Below are 19,024 nucleotides of genomic sequence, written 5' to 3' on the forward strand. Positions count from 1 at the left end.
ATGGCGCGAGGGAATAGCAACCCACATTCCTTGATCAGACTGCGGACCTGGTTCTCGATATCCCGGCGCATGGACACAAGGCGGAATCGCGCGACAAGGATCGCTCGAACCTTCTGGCTCTCCTCGCTCTTGATTTTGACTTCACGATACCACCCGACCCGCACCAGTTCGGCAAGGCCCCGAGCATCATTCCGATCGCTCTTGTTCATGCGGACCGACAGTGCTGCGTGTGCATGCCTTGCATCGATGCAAACGACGGGAAGTTCAACCCTACGAAGCTCGTGCCAAAGCCAGCTTGCCATCGCGCCCGTCTCAAAGCCGATCCGCTCCGCCAGTGGCGCATGTCTACGAAGCAGCTTGGACAGATCGCCGGGATCAGACTTGGCCTTTCCTTCAAAAATCGCCTGACCAGTCTCGTTGACCACGCAAACCGAAGTCTCTCTTTGCGAGACATCCAGGCCGACGTATTGCCTCATGACAGCTCCTCCGAATCGCTTGATTGCGAGAGCTCGACGATAACGGAGCTTTCGTGCCCCGAGCGCTGACCGCAATTACGTCATCGTTTGCAAATTTGACCCCTCATCGGCGTCCAATTTTGCCCCCTTTGCGCGGCGGGGTTTGCTGGTAGCGCTCGTCTCGTCGGAGCTGGCCGGGATAGCGGAGGCGAGACGAGCGCGGGTGGCGTGATCGTCGTCTCTGCTTTTGAACCGCCAGCTATCGTTGCCGGTCTCGACGATGTCGCAGTGATGGGTCAACCGGTCGAGCAGCGCGGTGGTCATCTTGGCGTCGCCGAACACGCTCGGCCATTCGCCGAAGGCGAGATTGGTGGTCACGATGACGGAGGCGCGCTCATAGAGCCGGCTGACGAGGTGGAAGAGAAGCTGGCCACCGGACTGGGCGAAGGGCAAATAGCCGAGTTCATCCAGCACGATGAAGTCCATCCGGGTCAGATGCTCGGCGAGCCGACCTTGCCGTCCATTGCGGGTCTCGGTCTCGAGCCGATTGACGAGGTCGACGACGTTGAAGAAGCGGCCGCGGGCACCGGATCGGATGCAGCTTCTGGCGATGGCAATGGCCAGGTGGGTTTTGCCTGTGCCGGTGCCGCCAACCAGCACGACGTTGCGTTGTTGGGCGATGAAGCCGCCGCCAGCGAGATCATTGACGAGGGTCTGATTGATCGGCGTGCCGTCGAACTGGAAGTCGGCGATGTCCTTGGCAAGCGGCAGCTTGGCAATGGTGAGCTGGTATTTGATCGACCTGGCTTGCTTCTCGTTGATCTCGGCGTTGAGCAGGTCGCCGACAATGCGTTGAGGTTCGTGCTGGCGCTTGACGGCAGTTGCCATGATCTCGTCGAAGGCAGCCTTCATGCCGTAGAGCTTGAGTTCGCCCATGAGGTCGAAGATTTGAGTTCGTTCCATCAGATGGTCCTCCGGAGGTTGTCGTAGCGGGCACAATCGGCGATCGGTGCATGACGGAGCGTCAGTGCGGCCGGCGTCATGATGTTGGCCGGTGGAGCGGGATCGCGTTGCCGGGCCAGGATGTTGAGCACCACATCGGCGGAATGAACGCCGTGACCGAGCGCTTCGGCGCAGGCGGCTTCCACCGCGGGAAGGCCGTCGGTCAGCACCGCATTGAGGATATCGACCATCTGCCGGTTGCCGTCATCGGTGCTGGCGAGCTTGCGCCGGATCCGCTCGATCGCGGCCGGCAGCACCCAATCCTTGAAGGGAGCACCGTTGCGCAAGGCGCCGGGTTTGCGGGCGAGCACCGGCACATAATGCCAGGGGTCGTAGACGGTATCGCCGCGGCCAAAGGATCGCGGGTGCTCGGCAACGATGCGTCCATCCTGACGGATTACGATGCGATCGGCATAGGCTTGAACCTCGACGGGTCGTCCGACTGCGCTGGCTGCGACCGAGTACTTGTTGTTGTCGAAGCGCACCAGGCAGGTCTTCGAGACCGATGCCGTCACCGCATGGAAGCCGTCGAAGCGGCCGGCATAGGGAACGAGTTTGGGGCGTTCGGCTTCGAACACTTCCCAGATCGTCTGATCGGCCAGCTCCGGATGGCGATGAACCTTGGCGTAGGCGATGCATCTGTCGAGCAACCAGGCGTTTAACTCGTCGAGGTTTTTGAACCGCAGCCGCGGCGTGAAGAAGCGTTCCCGGACCAGCCCGACCTGGTTCTCGACCTGCCCCTTCTCCCAACCCGACGCTGGCGTACAGGCGACCGGATCGACCAGATAGTGGCTGCACATCTGCAGGAAGCGGCGATTGTAGAGACGGCCTTTACCGACGAAGATCGTCTCTACCGCGGTCTTCATGTTGTCGTAGATGCCGCGGGTGCAGGTGCCTTTGAACAGGGCGAACGCCCGGTCGTGGGCGTCGAACACCATCTCCTGCGTCTCCCGCGGATAGGCCCGCACGAACAGCATACGGCTGTGACAGAGCCGGACATGGGCAGCCTTCACCATCACCGTGGTGCCGCTCAGCAGGACGACCTCGTGGCTCCAGTCGAACTGGTAGGCTTCGCCTGGGGCAAAACTCAGCGGGACATAAGCGGCTGCGGTCGATTGCCCGCGTTCCTTGCTCCAGCGCCTGGCGTAACGCCGCACCGCATCGTAACCGCCGTCGTACCCGCGGCCGCGCAGCTCCTCGTAGATCCGGATCAACGTCAGCTGTTCACGAGCCGATTTAGCCGCGTTCGCCGCCAGCAGCCCCTCAAGCTCTGACGCCCAGCGCCCCAGCTTTGGCCGTGGCTGCACCTGCCGCTCGTACTCGAAGGAGGTCTCTCCCGACCTCAGCACCTTCCGGACCGTGTTCCGCGACACCTTCAGGTCGCGGGCGATCTCCTTGATGGTCTTGCCCTTGATGAAGTGCTCGCGCCGTATCCGCGCAACCGTCTCCACGATCAGCATCCTCCACCACCTGCTTTGTTACGAAGCAGGCAGCGCAACAGACCAACCTATAGGGGGTCAATTTTGGACGCCGATCCCCCGGCTTAGGGGGTCAATATTGCAAGCCGAATGACACTCAAACAAGCAATGGAGGGGAAAGTACCTGACCCGGATCGGCTCCGTAAACGCTGCACCGAAATCGGCCTCTTCCTGGAGCGGGTTCTGGTTTCACCGGTACACAACATCACCCTTGGCGAATTCGCGACAATGGCCTGCATGGAATGTGGCAAGCCCGTGCGAAAGCGCATCCCGCGGCAACAAGGCGCGGTCCAGGCCGAATGCTTCGGCTGCCACGCTTCGTACACGATAACCGATGATGGCGGCGGGAACGTCAAATGGGTGCCACACCAGCATCAAATCGCTTGTGCCAACGCATCGTGCAAGAAGGAGATCGTCGTTTGGCAGCACGAACTGGAAATCGGCAGGTGCTGGACTTGCCCGGACTGCTCGGGCCGCAACGTGCTGGTTCTCGGCGTGCGTCACGATGTCGCCGAGAAGCCTTAAAAGGAGCGCTGGAGGTTATTCCGGCATCCTTCTAGATCCGAGTTTGGCGGCTCCGCCGCGGCGGTCAAGGAGGATTTGCGACAATGTCGAAAGCGACTGAGACTGCAAGTCGTTGGCTCGTCAATTGTTTTTCCGAGATAGCTTTGGATCTCGACTAAACTCTCGCGTCACTTCTTGAAACGACGAGAATACCGCCCCAAGCTTCCGATGCTCGCAAACGATCTAACCTACTGCGGATGCAGCGATGAGATGGCCTCGAGGTGCTTCAACGACTGTTCCGTCAGATCCCTTGCAGCCTTTATGTATTCCCTGGCCTGCTCGATGCGGCCGATTTCCGGAGCCATACCTCCAGAAGCAACCGTGAGGAGCTGCTTGGAAACAACTTCGAAATCGGAAGTTAGATCGCAAATCAGGTAGGCTACATTATCCAAAGTCATTACCTGGGCGAAGTACGGATCCTGCTCGCCTTCGAGCTTCATTTCGACGAAGGGCACAAGCACCGGTTTCCCAGGTGCGTCATCGGCCTTTCCGGATGCCTGTTCGATGCTTCCGACTGCCAGGAGCAGCGACATCATCGAATTTTTGACGACGGTGACATTGTCGAGGAAGTCGCCGTACATCCTAACCGCTTCAGGCCCGCGCTCCTCAGTCTGTGCCGGAACGATTTCCGGACGGGAACGATCCACCATCTTGCTCTCCGATCCCTGACAAACTCTGATCTATACGGCCTTGCTATAAACAGGTGCCTCGTAGCCGCTTACGCTCCGGGTTGGATGCAAAAGCTCCTTTGAGTGACGTACTTGTTTTGCGCCTTCGGATTTGACTGGATCCGGGGCAACATTTGTCGCGACCATCGCGCTCTTAACGACTGGGACGGTAAGCCTTTGATCCGAAATCATCTTCGCCGCTCGTGCGCCCGTGGGGGTCAGGGTGAATGCCGCATGTTTTCCATAGCTGGTCCGGCGGATCAGCCCAGCGGTCGACATCATGTTGAGGACCCGGGACATGTTCGCCTGACCAAGCCCGAACTGGCGCAGAAGTGCGATCCTGTAGACGCGTCTGAGCGGCGCTCCATGGATCTCCATAAGGATTTCCCTGACGTGGCCCCGCTGCAGCACTTCCGATACCGGCAATCTTTCCCCGGCCGTGATCGATTCTGAAACAAGCTCTTTCAGGGTAGTGAGCTTGTCGGCGAAAGTCCGATGGTCGGGCTCCAGGTAGGCGCTAGTGCGCGCAATTAGTTCGTGCCATGAACGCAATTCGTCGTCGCGTCGGCCGTCGGAAAGGCACTTCCATGTCCATGCTCGCATCGCGCGATAGATGCTTTCAGCAGTTCTTCCGCCCCCTTCCTTGAGGGCGGCGCGGATGACCTGCCGGGCCTCTGAAGGCGAAGCCTCGCCGAGTGCAATCTCATCAAATCCTACTGTCATGGACACTTATCCCATTCTCCGGTTAATAAGTCATTTTACAACGTTTTACACCTGATTTGGTCCCAGCGGAACCGAAAGATTCAGTCTTGATGAAGGCTCCAAATTTCCTTAGATTCTAATGACTTAAGTGACATTTCTGCTGGCGCTTCCGGCATCGGCAGGACAAAACCAAACTCGGAATTGGCCGCTTCTCGGAAATCTGTTTGCTGCACCACGAAAGTCAAGGCGCCCGTCTTGGCCTTCACCTCCGCAGCTACGTTCAAATGAGCAGCCATTGTGCTCGCACCTCCTATGGATGGCACCACGAACAGATCGACGGGCAGGCCCAAATATGGAGATTGAATAGTAGCCCGGTCACAGAAGTCCCGGCAGACCGCGAGCGCAACGAGCGTTGTGTCGGTTACAAGGATAGGAATATGGTCCCCAGGCCGGATATCCTCGAACCGACCCGATCGGTCCTGAGCCGGAATTATCTTGTCGTAGCGGTGCAACGTGCGGCCATACCCGTCGAGAACGGTTGCGCGGTTGCGGAAGATGGCATCTTCGGGCTCATGCCAGCTCCCGGCGACCAACCAGTGCAATGGAAACTCGTCTTCGCCCAGGACGGTCCGCTCCCTTAACAGGTCTGCGATTTGCCTTCTGGTGGATTCGTCCACGGTCAGTTCGGGCCAGACGACGCCCGCGCACCCCGAATCTACGGACTGGGTGATCTGCTCGACAAGAGTGTTCTCGGCATCGTCGAAGGAAACTGCATGCGCGATGAAATTATTGGCCCGCGTCTCGCGCGTTGATAGACGTAGGTTCGCGAACAAAGACGCCGCGGCGCCTGACTTTTCTCCCCGCTCGCGCAGGTCAATTCGCAAGAGGCGGACTTCGAATCCGCCGACTTCCGGCGGGATGATGCGATGCCTCAGCATCCCCCGTTTGAGATAGCGCCGCCCCTCAAGCTGCGCATCCTCCAGCCGCCTCTCCCGCGGCACCACGAACATGCCGGTTTCAGGACAACGCCAGTCCGAGAGATCCTCGGCAGGATCGCCGAAATCGGTCTGGACGGAATTGTAGAGCAATTCGTCGATAGCCCGGATCTGAACGGCGAGCGCCAGGATCCAGTCATCTGGATTCTGAGTGGTGGGCGTCCACCGGAGGTGACCGGCGAATAGCCGGTCGATCCGTCGGGAAGTCGCAATGCGAAGCGTCCTCTCGACCAAACGCCGGTAAGCGTCGAGAATGACGAGCGGCGCCTCGCACGCCAGCAGATGAAGCCGCACAAGCGCGGTCATCATCGGACCTCGCTGCAATACGAAATCTTTGGCGATGTCCGCCTCGACGGCTTTCGCTGCCGCAATCCAATCGCTAAAATTCATTTCAGGTTCGACATAGGATGCCCCTTTGTCGACAATGATCGTCGCCGGATTCCCGTGCAAGGCGTTTTCTGTTCCGGCCCCCTAGTGACGTCCCTAGGATGCCCCTGGGGCGCCGGGGTTTAAAGGGTGCCTATGACTGAGGAAGCGAGAACGGACGACTCAGCAGCAGCCACGGAAATACCGGCCGGACCCGATACCGGATCCGAGGCCCCTAAGACGACCCGGCGGCCATATACGGCCATCGTATACTTCCACGGGATGGGATCCCCGCGAAGGCATGAGCAGATCAGCAGGCTGACGGACGAGCTTGACCTGTTCGCCGGCGGTCAGGACGCCGCAAGTGTCGGGCACCTTCGCGATCAGAAGGTGCTCTTGGAGCCTTCCCGCACCGAGGAAGACGAAGACGTCGCGTTCGTCGAAATCTCGCGCTTGGTTCGGCGCTTTACCCGTGCGGATGGCAAAGGTCGCCTCCGCAAGGAAGGAAGCATACGTATCTATGAGGGATTTTGGTCGCCGCACGCTGCGAGCGACCTTCCGTGGTGGCGGGTCCTTCTTTGGTTGCTTTCGCGTTTCGTGGCACCGGTTCGCGTGCTGAGCCATCCGTGGAGGGCGCACCAACGCCTGAAACTGGCCACGCTCTATCGAATGCAGGCCGAGCATCCAGCAATGGTTCGGCTTTTTGGCCGATTGGAAGACTTTTACCTCACTTTCGAAAACTGGGCGGCGAGAAGAGAGGCGCCATCCGGCGGATTTTCCGGATTTCTTGCACACGTTTCCGCGAACCTTGCGACGGCCAGCCAGCGACACGAAGCACTAAGGCTGGCGAAGGCCTGGCGCCGCCGTTTCCTCAGGGAGCAGCTCACCCTCCTGTTCTTGATTTTGACCGCAGGCGCCGCTGCAGCTTCAGGAATCCTGTTGCTCGCGCTATACGCCGTAGCCTGCACCCGGTTCTTCGCACCGGAAGTGTTTCGCGGCGTTTTGCTTCCCTTCGAAACACATTCGCTTCTCAGTGGCATATTTATGGGTGGCGTGGCGGTCGTTTTGTTGGCGATGTTCCTCAAGACTAAGCGTTACCTGGAGACGTTCTGGGCGGACGTAATGTTCTGGACCACCCAAGAGGAGAAGACTGCGCGGTTCATCAAGAGGAAGGAAATTCTCGCCGCGGCCGTCAGCATATTGAGCCACGTGCTTCGAGATGAGGATTGCACGAGGGTGGTCGTGGTAGGTTACAGCCTTGGATCAGCTATCGCGCACGAATCGCTACTGAGGCTCGGACGGAGGGCCATGGCGCGCAAGAGACTCGGCAAGACGCTGCCAACCGAACTTGCCAGACTCAGCATCGTTTCTCATCTAATCACGGCCGGATCTCCGATCGATAGGATCCATTATTTCTTCGAACTGCACGATAGCCGGTCGCACCGCTACAATCGTATCCGGGAAAAACTGAAGGGTTCGACCGACGATGCACCGTTTACTATCGACGGAAAGCCTTCCGCGGCGTGGGTCAATCTCTGGGACGACGCCGACGGCATCAGCTCCGGACTATTTTCTCCGAGAGCTTCAGGCCGGAATGCCAGCGCCATCACTGAAGTATGGGCGCCCGGTAGCCACAGACTGAACCCGCTCCAGGCTCATTCGGCATACTTCAACTCCGTACCTGGAATGCGTGTCATTTTCTGGCTTGCGGTGATAGGGCGGATGCCGCCGGCAACCGAACAGGAACCGTCCCGGCGCGGTCCATTCTTCCGTTTTGTACGGCCGTGGACAAAATGGCTTGGAATCACATTGACTTGGACGGTGTTGGCACTTCTCGTCAGCGCAATATTCTTCGATGCAGGGACCACTCTCGCCTATATCGCGTTCGCTCAGGTCCTCGCGCTGTTCGCGCTAGAGGCGGCCGGTGCGCTCGCCGACAGACGTCGCCCGCTTCTCTTTTCGCGAACGCCTCGCGATGCTTGACATCGGTGGCGGCTCCTTCAATATGGAGGGTAGACATGATGGAGTCTTATTCCGTCACACAAGGGGTCGTCGGCCGCGAGGCTTGGCGGCCCCGCCTCTTTTTGGCTGCCAGTCCGCGCTCGTTGACGTTGCGGACTATCGGAGTCCGGGGGCGCTTCTTTCTTGGACCCGGCAATAACTAGGCAGCCGGTGAGTCTCCTGTTCCGAAAAAGGTATCCTCAAGAGACGTTGGTAGGGGTCGCTTATTGTCCCGTTCGGCGCTGAGTCTCGAGAGGGATGATGGTTGAAGTAGGACTCGGGGCACGACATGAATCCGAAACGCAGAATAGCTCAGATTGACCGTCTGACCAGGGCGATCGAATACATCGGCCCCGATTTTGAGAAGTTCGGAGGGCTGTTTCTCGACTACTTGCTCGAGATCCAAATGAACCACCAAGGGACGAATTTGGTCGGTTATCCGGTCTCGGGCGTCGTGGACAGCGTAAGCAAGAACGACCGGATCGTTGCGGAATACTCCGACGCCGAGGCCTACTTCACAGGCGCCATGCACAAGGCGGAGTCCGACCTGGTAAAGGCGCTTGATCGAAAGCCTCGCGCAAACGACATCTTTCTTCTGTCCGGCGAGCGCAAGCGGCCTCAAATTGCCCAGGCCTTCGAGTCGCGTGTACATGGCTGGCAATCCATGGCGGGGAAGACGTTGTGGCTCTGGGGCGCCGGAGAAATCGCCGCCTACTTGGCGGAAGAGTTAATATTCAATGACAGGGCGGTTCAGCGGCTCGCAACCTACTTGCCCGAATTCAAGAGAATTCACGAGGAAGAAGCCGCAAGCCGCCGAGTACCCGCGCCCGACCGCCAAAGATTGATCCGCGCGGACGTCGACACCGAGATCGCACGCCGTCTCAAGCACCAGGCTTGCGTCACCATTAGCGGAATTGCCGGTCTGGGTAAGTCATCCGCGGCTTCCGCCTTCGCGACCCAGCATGAAGATGACTACGATTTAGCGATTTGGCTGGACCGTGGCGAGGTGCGGAGACCGGAGGATCTACAGGGGCTCCCGTTGGTGCGCGGCGGCGAGCTTCGGAACGTGGCTTCGCTTCTGCGGTCGAGAGCCTGTTTGCTGGTGATCGACGATGCCGACCCAGACCTTCCGGCCGACGCAATGGCAGAGCTCTGCGGATCGAGGTCGCGAATACTCCTGACTCGACGCACCGTTTCGGCCGATTCCTACGAACTTCCGTTTCTTTCGCGTCCGGACGCCGAATCCATCTTGAACCGGGCGGGGGTCAGGTGCCCTCCGGAGATTGTCGAGACCATTTGGTCGACCGTTCGCGGCCATCCGCTCACATTGGGTCTCATGAGCGCTATGGTACGGCAAGGCGTATCTTGGGCCGACGTCGCGCTGGACTGCCGTGCCGTGGGAGACCTGGATGATCACGGGCAGCGCCTTGCTGACCGCTTGTTGGGTCGGGTGCGTCCCTTGTTGGAGCGTGAACTCTCGGTGTTTGCATGGGCCGGTCAACCCGTGTGTGCCAAAGATTTCCTCGAAGAAGTCATCCAGCCGCAAGGGGTACGAAAGCTGAGGGGTAACGCCCTCACCTCCGCAGATCGTAGCGACGTCATCAGACTGCACGACGTTGTCTTTGCCGCCCTGACCCACGGCTGGTGTGGTGCGGATCGCAGCGCAGAACTCGATGCATCGCTGGAATCCTACCTGATATCGGTCGCGGCGGAGCCGGGTTTGCGACTATGGACCGGCGCGCGAATCCTGCTGCGGAAACTCGAGGACCTGGTGGGTTCGGGAGCCCGCAACCCGGCGTTTCGTTATGCCCTGCTCACGGTATGGGATCCCACCGAACTGCGCCCGGATCTCATCGGCGACCCTTCGGTCGATGCGAGATCGATCGGTACACCGCCGGCTCCCTTGGCCGTGATGGCGGTGATAGAGGCGATCGAGCAATTATTCCTTCATGATAAGCTGGATAGCCAGGAGATCGCGACGAGCAAGCTTAAGGCGCGCCTCGATATCTTCGACCGTCTCGCAGCGCTACCGGCACTAAGCGATCTCGAGGCATCTCAGATAAAGCACCACAAGGCCAAGGCGCTCAAGCGACTTGGGGAAACGTCCGAAGCGGCCACGCTGTTTGAGGCAGTGCTCGATGGTCCCGTACCGATGGACGAAGCACGTTTGCAGCTAATCGATATCTATCGGGGTGATCGGTCCAAGGAGAGCCGCTCGGTTGAACTCGTAGACGAGATACTCGGGCGCGCCGCCGCAGGGCAGGACGTCGCCTATTCGGTGTTCCTCGGTGTCGTCGAACGGTTGCCACGAGGGCCCGGAAAGTGGCGCGACACGCTGATCGATCGTCATGCTGTCGCTATCGAAGAAACGATCGTAGAGGCCGCCAATGCGGGCGTGCAACAAGCATTCGTGGCCTTCTCCGCAGTCGGGCGACATCTCTCCAAGGAGCAGCCCAAGCTTTTCGAGCGCATATTCCGCCAACTTCCGGAGCCTACCTTCGAATCGTTACAGACCGACGGGGAACGGTTCGCGTGGGCAGAAATCTTCTGCGAGGCCTCGCGACTCCCTGATGCCGACGCGAATCGGTTACGCGCCCAAGCGCTTCGGCTGTACGAAGCAGAGGTCAGACCGCAGCTGTTCCACCTGCAAAGGCGCGCCGAACTCTTGATCGATATCGGCAATCCGGACGCAGCCGTGGCCCTGCTGAAGGAAAGAAATGATCTCGATATCAGCGAATGGATCCAGCGACTGATGGCCCGCGCCTGTCTTGCCCGGGGCGCTTCTGATGAAGCGCTCGTCTGGATCGACAAAGCGCTCGCGCGGCTCGAGAACGAACATTTTCGCAGTGAGTTCCTCGAACTCAGGTTCGATATTCGTGATGCGCTTGGGGACCGCGACGCGGTCGAAGATCTCGTGAAGGCTCGTGCCGCGAGCCTGAAGGAGGTGGAGGCGGCTCGCCTTGACGCTCGGCTCCTCCAACTGGCTATCGTACGGAAAGCATGAATTCTTCGAACCAGCATACCGGCCTGAAATTCAACGACCGGAATGCCGGCGCCAGAACTTCCCTGGATCGGCCTCCAGGCGAGATGGATCGCCGGCCGAGAAAAGTGAGTATCGAGACGGAGGTTGCTCAGCCAAAAATGAGAGGCGCGCCGAACCAACCTTCATATCATTTGAAGCCAGGCCGCGGTAGCGCATCAGAGACTTAAAGGGCCTAGTTCCGCCGTGCACCATATCCGCCGAACATGCATGCTGGTACCAAGATAACAAGAAGAAATCACCGAACGTTCATCCCCAAGAAGCGCTCCATAAAAATTCCCACGCGTGGCGAAAGGGGGCGTCGAGCCGGATCGCATCCCGCTCCAGCACTTCGCACGGAACGGAGACATTGCTCCACCGACGATACATAGACGCAAGCATCCTTCACACGATGCGGGATACGCTTCCTCAAGTCAGATCACGGGAATCTCAGATTTTCCCTCTGGCTCAGCGTCAATTCGTGCCATCCCCGCCGCGCAGTTGTGCGAGGGTTCACCGATGTCGATCTTATGAATTTTTGTGAATAATTCTCAACAAGACATCAATCGCTGCCCTGAAGTCCCGGGACGATTTTGCCGCCCTTCCGACCCTTTCTATCCAGGGATCAGTAATCGTATCGCCTCGCATTCTGAGCATTTCCTGAACCCGCTCTTGGACCCTCGCGCTGGCTATATGTGAGCCTTTCAGAAGCTTGCAAAGGTAGGACTGGGTTATTCCCAGTCGGGCCGCAAGCTCGGCCTGCGTCAGCGACGCAATCTTCGCCAACTCCGCGATTTCGCGGGTGGCGCGCGAAGTGCTTGTGTCTTTCACCATCATCGGCATAAGCGATGGATTTGAGAAGCCCCTCTCCAAAATCATCGAACCCCTAGGATGGTCCAAATTCAACGCGATCTCTAACTTTCTGAAGCATACTGACCGGGATCCCGTGGCCCAAATGGAGCCGGATGAGACCAATGTCAGAACAGGCATCGGATTGAGCATCATTCTGTATGGTCGAGCGACCGACTGCGCTTACTCCCCAGAGATGAAAGCGTGGGAAACAATCATGACGCTTGCCCTGCCGGACATATGGGATTCTCACCCGGAACCCGGGCACGCGGACTACGGTAGCTCAAGAGCGCCGTCGCAGAGTACGAGACTTCCACGCGGACGCAACGCCTGGCGATGGGCAGAAGCTTCCTGCGCGGCTTCAAGCTGCTCGAGCAGGGCATGGATAGATCGACTGTTTGGTCGGTCCGACCCGAAAATTGAAAACAGGAAGCGATCTGATGGCAACAGCTCCAACTCCGATAACCGGACTGACCCGTAGTCAGGTCTCGGTCACCGACATTCTGCACTTCACGGGCGGTCTCCGTGCGGTGAGAGGCGATGGCGGCTGGCAGCTGGGACCGCTTCTTCGAGACGGCACGATCAGCGCCGAACGAGGAATCCCCGAGGAACAAATTCGCGGTCTGGCGCAGACCATGGGGCTCGTGTTGTTCGGGGCAGACGAGATAGTTCCGGTTGATCCGCATTTGCCTGCGCGCATTTGGACTCCGCTTCTGGGACCACCGCGGTTGCAGCACGCCGCCAACGATACGTGGTCCATGATTTCATCGACTGCCGGAGACGCTGGCGACGAAGGGTATGCGAAGCTTGCCCGAAACCTGTCCGTCAGCTTGCGTGCCGCAGGCCTGCAATTGCGGAACGCTTCGGACGAATACGGCAGACAACTCGAAGCCGCCCTGGCCAGCGGCTGGCGAGTAGGCGATCGATTTTCCAATCTTCTAATGGTCGAGCTGCATCTCGCCTTTCACTCGGTGCTGTCTGAAATGGCCAGCGCGAGGGACTATTTGGCGCAAGTCGCAGCCCGCCGCGTCGGTGCACCGGATCGTATCGACGCGCTTGCCCGGTTCCGCGACTGGACGGGGCGACCCACCAATTCACCAGTTCTGAGCGACGCTTTGGTAAAGGCGCTTTTTGAAGCTTCGGATGTCGCAACACCTGATCCATGGCTCCACGACATCGGCGAGTATCGAAATCTATTTCTTCACCGCGAGCACATCGGGGCAATGGCGCGTTGGCTGGTGGTGGAAGAGCGCGACAGCCCGATAGGTCCCGTTAGAACGATCGCCATGGCCATCAACACGCGACCCGGATCCGAGTCCAGGTGCGATGCCTTGACGCGGTTCGTCGACCTATATGGCAGACTATGCCGTCTTGCGGATTTTGCCGCCCCACTCGCGCCGTTCGAGGCAAGGCCTCCGGCGTTCGGAACTGCCGAAAACCCCTAGACTTGGTGTGACCCGGCGGTTTCCTCGAACCAGAAAACGCGCCGAAGACATTCAACAAGGGCCATATCTTAACGGGTTCAGGCATGCCACGCTCAGGCCGTTGACGGCTCCGGCTGCGCCCGCGTCACGAGCGCGCCGTCCAATCGAAGAGTTCCCGATTCCAAAAGCTCGGCCAATGCATCCTCCACCACCTCGCGCAGTTGCGAACTGGTGGAGCCGAAGCCGAACAGTCGCGCCACTGCCTGTACGAGCTGATCACGTTCAGCGCCGTAATTTTCTTCGACCACCTGGGCGATAGCGGCCATCACCTCCTCGGACGGCAGGATTTCCGGCCTGCGCAGCGTCTGCGACTCGACCTCTCCGCGACTACGAACGACGACCGCTTTACCCGGAATGATGTAGAAAGGGCCGCCCGCGATGTCGCCCTTGCGCTTCGCGGCCTTGATTGCCGCCTTTACAGCATCGCGGATGCGGTTGCCGGCACGGGCCAAACCCCAGGCAGATCTGATCCTCACGACGATTTCCGACTCGTGGATGGGCCCTTCGACGGTGACGACCCCGACGACGTGCTTCATCATCTCAGAAACGGGCGTCTCGTGCGGATCTACCTGCCTTCGCACGGAGAGCTTCGCTTCTTCGTAAGGCGGTGTTTCGGCCTTCTCGGTCGTCCCGACGACCGCGGTGACGACCTCGACCTCCGCCTCCTCGTGCGACGTAAACCGGATGGGGACGGCGGATGCCGAGTCCGCCGCCCGTTCGTCGGTTTCCCGCCAACGGGCCTTCACCGCTTCAATCGCCTGAATGACCTTAGCCGTCTCTTCATCCGGGCGCAGGAACCAATCCGTCGACCAAATACGATGCAGCACCCAACCGTGTGCTTCGAGAACGTACTGCCTCAGTCGATCCCTATCTCTCGCCGAGCGTGACGAGTGGTATTGAGCACCGTCGCATTCGATACCCAAGACGAAACGACCCGGCTTCTCGGTATCAGCCACCGCCAGGTCAATGAAAAATCCAGCGGTGCCGATCTGCGTCTTCACATCGTAGCCCTGGGCAGTCAGGCGAGCGGCAACCTGTTCCTCGAAAATCGAATCGGCGCCGCGTCCGGTTTCTTCCGCAATGCCGAGCTTCCCGGTCTGGGCGAATGATAGGAACATCTTGAGTGCCGCAACGCCCCTTCCCTTGGATCGCGACAGGTCCACATCGTCGCCCGTGATCGATGCAAAGACCTCGCAACGTAGCTTCGCCCTGGAGATCAACACGTTGAGACGACGCTCGCCGCCCTCGGAGTTGAGCGGCCCGAAGCTCATCGAGAGGAAGCCCTCTTTCGTCCGGCCGTAGCCCAAGGAAATGAATATGACGTCCCGCTCGTCGCCCTGGATGTTCTCGAGGTTCTTCACGAAGAACGGCTCGCTGGTGCCGCGACTGAAGAACTCCTCCGTGTCCGGATTTTCCTTACGCAGCAGTTCCAGTTCGTCCTGTACGGCCTGGCGCTGCGCGACCGAGAACGTGGCAACGCCAAGCGTTCTATCCGGCGTCTCCCGGGCGTGACGAATCACGGCTTCAGCGACGATCCGCGCTTCCTTTGGATTCGTGCGCGTGTTTCCTCGATCATAATGCGCATCCGGAAGATAGTTGAACTTGAGGCCCATGCCGGCAACGGCATCATAAGGGCTCGGCACTATGAAAAGTTTGTTGTCGTAGAATTGCTTGTTCGACACCGCTATCAGCGATTGATGCTTACTGCGGTAGTGCCAATTCAACATCCGGTGCGGTAGGCCCTTTGCCAGACAAAGGTCCAAAATGCTTTCTGCATCCTTGGCCTGGAAGGTGAGTTCGTCATCCTCATCGCGGTCGTCGTCGTTTCCGGTCAACTTGGCGAAGAAGCGGGTCGGCGGCAATTGGCGCTCGTCACCGACGACCACCATTTGACGGCATCGCGCTACGGCGCCGAGGGCGTCGACCGGCTCGATTTGCGACGCTTCGTCAACGACCAACAGGTCGAATGAGATCGAACCTGGCTTAAGGAACTGCGCCACGGATAGCGGGCTCATCAGGATGATGGGTTTGATCTGCTGGATGACGGGACCGGCGCGCTCCAGGAGCTGGCGGATCGGCAGATGATTGCGCTTCTTGGCTATCTCTCCGTTGAGGACCCCCAACGGACCGATGCCCCCGGCGTTTCGCGGCAACCGCGACGCGTGCTCGTAGGCGATCTGGTTCCGCGCGAGCTTCATCCGCTGGAGATCGAGCTTTCGGAAACTCTCGACCAGCCGGCTATGCACTTCGCCGTCGAATTTCCTGAGTTCGGGATGGGCTGCGAAGATTACAGTGCGCATCGCTTCGAAATAAGAACGGTCGAACGTCGCTACTAGCGAAGATCCCGCGAGCGAGCCGTTGAGCAGACCTTCACCAAAGGCGCCGAGGCCTTTTTCCTCCGCAAGGCGGAGGCGATCCATGAATGCGATCCAGCGGGTCACGCGTTCGGGCGATTTCCGCCAATCGGACACAAGTTCGACAAGACTGGCCACGGGCAGGTCGTTGCCGGTCCTCATAGGAATACGGGACGCATCGAGTTGTAGGAAATCAAGCAGGCGGTCGACACCGGACCTCGCCGACCGAAAATCGTCCTTGAAGGCCTCTAGTGAACTTCTGTCATTCGCCGACAAAGTCACGCGTGCCAGACGTTCGCGTACGCCCTGAACCCCGTCTTGCGGAAACGTCGCCCACCAGACGCTGAGGTTTCCCAACTTTGTCCAATCGGATCGTTCCTTACGCCATGCGCCGCCGAAGGCTGCGCGTCCCGAAGCTTGAAGTTCCTCGAACAAGCGGCGCGCGGTTTGAGCGGCAATCAATCCGTCTATCAGCAGCAGACGCTGTTCGACCGCCGTCGGCATCTCAACATTCAGGTAAGAGCTCAGAAGCGCGACCTGCGCCCGGTAGCGCGAACTGAAGAAGCGGAACAGCGACCGCCCTTTTTCGGCGATGACACTCCGGCACTCGCCGATCGACGCGTTCCAAGCCGACTCGACGAACGCAGAGTCGAATGCCGTTTTTAGCCTCGCGAAGCGTTCGCCCTTTTCGACTATCTCCGTGACGTCGTCGGCGCGATCCCATATGGGATCACAGAAGGCCTCACGATCGCATTCCGGCATTGCGGCGGCCGCTTCCACGAACGCCAGCAGTCGCTCCACTTCGCCGAAAGTCTGCGGTCGCGGAAGATCGAACAACCTGCACGCGCCATCGACGCCGGTGTTCAGTCTAGTCAGGTCGCCGGCGACCGTCTCTAACAACCGCCGTAGGGCATCCATTTCCGAGGGGTCGAGGGCCTCCCTGCCGACTCCGCGCCACGGATGCAGGTGCGGCGGACCGTCCGCAGCGATCCTTTCCGTTATCTCTTCAACCAGCTCACGCCGCTTTTCGCGGTCAAGCGGAGACCAAGTCTCGGGATCTTTCAACGGCCGATCGGGTTCTCCGGACGATCCCCTCGTCCGAATAAGGTTGCCCAGCATCTGGAATGGCGTCAGACCGCTCGGCTCGTGCAGCGCATGCATCATCTCGGCGTGGCGATTGAGCTCGTCGCGGCTGTCCGTCAACCGCTGCACCAGGGTCGCCTCTCCGCGCGGCGTCGGTGCTGCCGCGCCCCGCGCTCGCTTCAGCTCTTCCAGAAGTACCCGCTTGTTGGCTTTGCTTGAGTGAAGCTCCAACGCAAGGGATGACAATCCGGCGTCCCTCAGACGCCGATGCACGACGTCCAACGCGGCCATTTTCTCCGCGACGAAGAGTACAGTTCGTCCCTGGGCTGCCGCCGCCGCGATGATGTTCGTAATGGTTTGCGACTTTCCCGTCCCCGGGGGTCCTTTGATGACGAGATGGCGCCCGCGCGCCACTTCCTCGATAGCGACGGTCTGGGACGAATCGGCGTCGATGACATGGTTCATCGCAATCGGTTGGATCACCGGGTCGATCTTGCCGTCGTCCGCGACGATCGGATCAGGCGACTCGAAACCGTCCTGCAAGAGACCCCGGATCAGAGGGTTGAGATCCAGCCCGCTGTCCGCTGGCCAATTCTCGGGGTCGAGATCTCGGTACATGAGGAACTTCGAAAAGGAGAAGAACCCGAGCACCATGGCGTCCGGATTGACCTGCCATCGCGACTTGCGCGAAACTGTCGCGGCGACTCCATTCATATAAGCGACGATATCTACATCGTCCTCGTCGCCGAAATCTTCGATCTTCAACCCAAACTCGCCCTCCATCTTCGCTTGAAGCGACAGATTCGGAGAGGGAGGCTCGGAGCGCCAAACGAGGTGGAACCGGTCGGCAGCACTGCTGCGCTCGAGACGCACTGGGAGGAGCACCAACGGTGCAAACCGCACGATCTCCGACTTGTCGTCTTCGAACCATTTCAATAGTCCGAACGCCAGGTAGAGAATGTTGACGCCCTGCTCTTCTTCCAGAGTGCGCGCGTCATACCAGATGTCAAGAAGGCGCCTTTGAAGCCCCTCCGAAGACAGCTTGGTCTGCAGCCGCCTGTCGGAATGACGCGACTGCAGGCTGCCGTCGGTACTCTCGTCCTTGAGCGCCAGCTGCGCGGCCTTGCCGGGGGAGTTCTCGCCGTTGACCGTCGATTGGGAATCGGTCTCCTCGATCGCTGCCGGCAGGAACGTAAAACGCTTTCCCTCGCCCAGGATCCGGAAGACTTCAGCGGATTTCTCGTCGACAATCTCGATGGCGCGGATGTTTTTGGTCCGCAGCGGAATGTGGACGAGCCTATTTCGCGTGCCCAAGTCGAGGAGCGCACGCCTGTCCGCCAAAAGCCTGTCCCGGATTGATATGCCCGCCAAAATGACCCCCATGCACCCTTAAACCAAAGATTGCAGGGTTGAAAGCCATTTGGTCAAGCTGGCCTAGTTATGCTCTCAGGATAGGCCATCGGCACCCACCGATGTAGAACGAATAGCGCGTTGAAATTGTTGCTTGGTCAGGACGAGCACGATCTTGACGTTCCGCGGAAAGGCTAGTCAGGTGGACGCAGATGGCAGTGATCTTTGCGAAATTCGAGAGTTGGCGGCAGAGTTTCGAGAGGCGATCGAGCGCTGTCCACGCGAACGCTTGCCCATCACCTTTGCCGATTGCCCGCGTGGTGCCTGTGGCGACGCAACGCTGCTGTTAGCAAAGCACCTCGAAAGAAACGGTCACACCGGATTCGTCTACGTTCTTGGCATGCGGAACGGGGGGTCTCACGCATGGTTGAGACGTGGCGCCTTGATCGTCGATATCACGGCCGATCAATTCGAAGATCATTTCCAACCAGTCGTCGTCGATACAACATCGAACTGGCATGCCACGTTCGACCTCGATCCGGACGATCAGCAACACCCGACAAATTTCGAGGAATACGACGAGGCCACTGTTGTGACGCTCGCAAACGCCTACGTGGAGCAAGTGCCGCGCTAAACTCCACGTGGCGCCGCGCC

General features: G+C 59.4%; 11 protein-coding genes and 1 pseudogene. 5 read left to right on the forward strand and 7 right to left on the reverse strand.

Annotated features, from left to right (window positions below):
- The 3 genes and pseudogenes from ABIB95_RS44460 to istA form a co-directional block, all read right to left on the reverse strand.
- Window positions 1-476 (reverse strand): IS110 family transposase (locus tag ABIB95_RS44460; protein ID WP_354248834.1); only part of this gene is annotated, 476 nt, incomplete at its 3' end.
- Between the two features lie 75 nt (window positions 477-551).
- Window positions 552-1,418 carry an IS21-like element helper ATPase IstB gene (gene istB / locus ABIB95_RS44465; RefSeq protein WP_354248835.1) on the reverse strand — a complete coding sequence of 289 codons (867 nt, stop codon included), beginning with the start codon at window positions 1,416-1,418 and terminating at the stop codon, window positions 552-554.
- A gap of 8 nt (window positions 1,419-1,426) precedes the next feature.
- A pseudogene (istA, locus tag ABIB95_RS44470) lies at window positions 1,427-2,917 on the reverse strand (IS21 family transposase); the annotation flags it as partial.
- 108 nt (window positions 2,918-3,025) lie between these two features.
- Between istA and ABIB95_RS44475 the strand changes: the two are divergent.
- Window positions 3,026-3,460 carry a hypothetical protein gene (locus tag ABIB95_RS44475; protein WP_354248836.1) on the forward strand — a complete coding sequence of 145 codons (435 nt, stop codon included), beginning with the start codon at window positions 3,026-3,028 and terminating at the stop codon, window positions 3,458-3,460.
- 227 nt (window positions 3,461-3,687) lie between these two features.
- Here ABIB95_RS44475 and ABIB95_RS44480 read toward each other — a convergent pair whose 3' ends face one another.
- The 3 genes from ABIB95_RS44480 to ABIB95_RS44490 all read right to left on the reverse strand — a co-directional run bounded on the left by ABIB95_RS44480 (window position 3,688) and on the right by ABIB95_RS44490 (window position 6,314).
- On the reverse strand, window positions 3,688-4,149 hold the full coding sequence (locus tag ABIB95_RS44480) for a hypothetical protein (protein ID WP_354248837.1): 462 nt from the start codon (window positions 4,147-4,149) through the stop codon (window positions 3,688-3,690).
- A gap of 30 nt (window positions 4,150-4,179) precedes the next feature.
- Entirely contained in the window at window positions 4,180-4,890 is a 711-nt protein-coding gene (locus tag ABIB95_RS44485) for a hypothetical protein (RefSeq protein WP_354248838.1), read from the reverse strand.
- Between the two features lie 80 nt (window positions 4,891-4,970).
- On the reverse strand, window positions 4,971-6,314 hold the full coding sequence (locus tag ABIB95_RS44490) for a hypothetical protein (protein WP_354248839.1): 1,344 nt from the start codon (window positions 6,312-6,314) through the stop codon (window positions 4,971-4,973).
- A 72-nt stretch (window positions 6,315-6,386) separates the two neighbouring features.
- On the opposite strand from ABIB95_RS44490, the gene ABIB95_RS44495 reads away from it, so the two are divergent.
- From ABIB95_RS44495 to ABIB95_RS44510, 3 genes are all read left to right on the forward strand, one after another.
- Entirely contained in the window at window positions 6,387-8,213 is a 1,827-nt protein-coding gene (locus ABIB95_RS44495; RefSeq protein ID WP_354248840.1) for a hypothetical protein, read from the forward strand.
- 307 nt (window positions 8,214-8,520) lie between these two features.
- A complete protein-coding gene (locus tag ABIB95_RS44500) occupies window positions 8,521-11,235 on the forward strand; it encodes a hypothetical protein (RefSeq protein ID WP_354248841.1) in 2,715 nt (904 codons plus the stop codon).
- A 1,262-nt stretch (window positions 11,236-12,497) separates the two neighbouring features.
- Entirely contained in the window at window positions 12,498-13,544 is a 1,047-nt protein-coding gene (locus ABIB95_RS44510; RefSeq protein WP_354248843.1) for a hypothetical protein, read from the forward strand.
- Between the two features lie 92 nt (window positions 13,545-13,636).
- Here the strand turns inward: ABIB95_RS44510 and proA are convergent, their stop codons facing one another.
- Window positions 13,637-18,403 (reverse strand): anti-phage protein ProA, encoded by a 4,767-nt coding sequence (proA, locus tag ABIB95_RS44515; protein WP_502917943.1) that lies wholly within the window; start codon window positions 18,401-18,403, stop codon window positions 13,637-13,639.
- 142 nt (window positions 18,404-18,545) lie between these two features.
- Between proA and ABIB95_RS44520 the strand changes: the two genes are divergently transcribed.
- Window positions 18,546-19,004, forward strand: coding sequence for a hypothetical protein (locus tag ABIB95_RS44520; protein WP_354248845.1), 459 nt, complete (start codon window positions 18,546-18,548; stop codon window positions 19,002-19,004).
- Window positions 19,005-19,024: the final 20 nt, after the last annotated feature.

The organism is Bradyrhizobium sp. LA2.1 (genome assembly GCF_040547725.1).
In the GTDB taxonomy this organism is placed as follows: Bacteria; Pseudomonadota; Alphaproteobacteria; order Rhizobiales; family Xanthobacteraceae; genus Bradyrhizobium; species Bradyrhizobium barranii.